Source organism: Clostridium sp., assembly GCF_016650095.1.
Classification (GTDB): Bacteria; Bacillota; Clostridia; order Clostridiales; family Clostridiaceae; genus Clostridium_AD.
Genome location: NZ_JAENWL010000424.1, coordinates 1 through 2,598 on the forward strand (window position 1 = coordinate 1; position 2,598 = coordinate 2,598).

At 31.4% G+C, this 2,598-nt stretch carries 3 protein-coding genes; 1 reads left to right on the forward strand and 2 read right to left on the reverse strand.

Going from position 1 to position 2,598, the window contains the following annotated elements; translation table 11 throughout:
* Window positions 1-129: 129 nt before the first annotated feature.
* Window positions 130-1,398: an MFS transporter gene (locus JJE11_RS17405; protein ID WP_291637912.1), complete on the reverse strand. Its 1,269-nt coding sequence runs from the start codon at window positions 1,396-1,398 to the stop codon at window positions 130-132.
* 64 nt (window positions 1,399-1,462) lie between these two features.
* A complete protein-coding gene (locus JJE11_RS17410; RefSeq protein WP_291637914.1) occupies window positions 1,463-1,924 on the reverse strand; it encodes a MarR family transcriptional regulator in 462 nt (153 codons plus the stop codon).
* A gap of 206 nt (window positions 1,925-2,130) precedes the next feature.
* Between JJE11_RS17410 and JJE11_RS17415 the strand changes: the two genes are divergently transcribed.
* Complete coding sequence (locus JJE11_RS17415) at window positions 2,131-2,550, forward strand: hypothetical protein (protein WP_291637916.1); 420 nt, start codon at window positions 2,131-2,133, stop codon at window positions 2,548-2,550.
* Window positions 2,551-2,598 lie beyond the last annotated feature (48 nt).

Genomic DNA, 2,598 nt, shown 5'->3' on the forward strand with positions numbered 1-2,598 from the left:
AAACGCCATTATAGTTGGTACTTCATATTCAAAAGTAATGACAGTATCTGTTATATAAGGTGAATAAATTTCTAAAATTGAAGCACTATCAGCCTCAGTAGCAAGTCTTATATTTTTATTTATTTGCATTTATATCTTCCCCCTCAAAAGAGCAATATGATCTTTATATTTAACCCATGTCACAAGTAATAATATCAATACAATTGTAGAAATACCTGATAATATAAAACAAACTCCAGCTCCATATTTTTCGGCTAAAAATCCTGAAAGTAGGCTTCCTATAGGAGTAAATCCAGCAAACACAAGTGAATAGACGCTCATTACACGTCCTCTGTATTCATCTCCGGAATTCAGCTGCAAAGTGGAATTAGCAGTTGTTGAAAAAAACAAATTAAATATTCCCGTTATAGCTAAACTTAAAGCAGTAAGATAATACAAATTACTCATGCCAGTGAAAATTAGCATTATGCCAATTGCAATTGAGCTACTTATCATAAGAATTCTATTTGGACCGCCTTTACTTTTTAGAGAAACAAGAATTGCTCCAACAAGAGAACCTGCACCAAGAGCAGACAATAAAATTCCATATGTTTTTTCCTGCATATGCAACACATTTTTCGTAAATACAGGTATTAAAACATTGTAGTTAAAAACGAATATGCCCATAATACTAACTAATAACAAGGTTTCAAGTAAAATAGGGTTAGTTTTTATATATTTAAGGCCATCCATTATTTCTTTAAGCATCCCTTTTTCAGAAGTTTTTATTCTAATATAATTCACTGCTTCAATATGAACTAATCCATAGATTACTGCCATAAAGCTAAAACCATTTAATAAAAAACACCATCCTGCGCCAAGGTATCCCATAAGCATAGCTCCAATAGCTGGTCCAATAATTCTTGCTAAATTAAAAGTAGCAGAATTCAAAGCGACGGCATTCATCAAATCTCTTTTTCCTACTATTTCCATATTAAAAGCCTGCCTAGTTGGCATATCTAAAGTATTGCAAAATCCAAGACATAATGCCAAAACGATTATATATTCGTACTTCAAGGTATTAGTAAATACTAATGCAGACAGTATAAAAGCTAGTAGCATGGAAAATGCCTGAGTAAACAGCAATATTTTTTTCTTTGGAAACTTATCGGTTAGTACCCCAGCAAACAATGAGAAAAAGGTTACGGGTAAAAACTGCACGGCCCCAACAAGTCCTAGTAAAAATGGAGAACCTGTTAAGGAAAGTACTAACCAGGACTGCCCTATGCTTTGTGTCCAAGTACCTATTAAAGAAATACATTGTCCGAACCAAAAATATCTATAATTCTTATGTGTGAGAGCATGAAAGTTGTTGTTAATAAATCTATTTGCAGAAGCCGCTATATTTATGGTTATCATCTCCTAATGTAATGCAACATCTCTTAAAGAAATGCAATCCTCTTTTTAAGAGGAGAATCTTCTCTTAAAGAGGAAAATCATCGCTAAAATAATTATTTGTGATTACTGTGGCATTTTTACCCATTCTTTGTAATAAAGCTAAGGAGGTTTCTCTTTCCTCTTCACTAAATCCCGAGAATAAAATATCTGTCCAAGCCATCATGGCTTTTAATACCATAGGTTTCATTTTTAAGGCTTTCTCAGTAAGATAAACATTATATGCCCTCTTATCTTTTACATCTACTAATCTAATGATATACTCGTCATCCTCTAGCTTTTTTATAGCCTTTGCTGTGGTGCCTTTATCAATCTTAAGATAATCTGATAATTGTTCCTGTCTTATTCCATCTTTTTTATATAATGCATTCAAGAATATGTATTGACCTTTATTTATGTTATATTGCTTAAGTTGCTTTCCTACATATACATGGCCATGCCGGTGCAAAAGAGAAATCCACCTTGCTATAGAGTTCTTATTTTCATTCATAGTTGTATACCTCCAAAATTAGTTGCACTTCCTACCAATTTAATAATAACGCATAATAGTTTCCAATGCAACTATAATTTCGTTATATAATTCCATTTTTAAAAATATAAGACAATCATAAAGATAAAGTTTATTATGAGATGGTGCTATTTTATTTGGAATAAATTACTGATTTAATACATATAAGATAATGGAGGTGGGTAGAGTTGAATAGAACTATCGTATGCAGAGAGTGTGATAACAATAGAGTAACCATTGAGAAAATTGGACAGCAATTATACATTAAGTGCTCGAAATGTGGAATTACAATAATGAAAGCGGTGCATCTAGAATCTTGGATGGAAAATGTTGACAATCTATATAAATTTAGAGTTAATATTGATAATACATATAAATTTAGGATGAATATTGATGATGATAGTTTATTTGATGCTGTTATAGTTAAAAGAGAGATCAATAAGAAAGAGTCTGAAACTTTACGCAAAGAAGAAACAAAAATTCGCTTATTATATGTAAAAGAATATGGGTACATAAGGCAAATTGATGAAGACGAATACGTAGAAATAAGTAAAGCAATTACAAGAGAAGATAGAGTAAGAACCTCAGTCGTAAGAACAAGTTCCTAGATGTAAATTTTAAAATTACTTAGTGATTAAAATATGGAATGTTTTGAA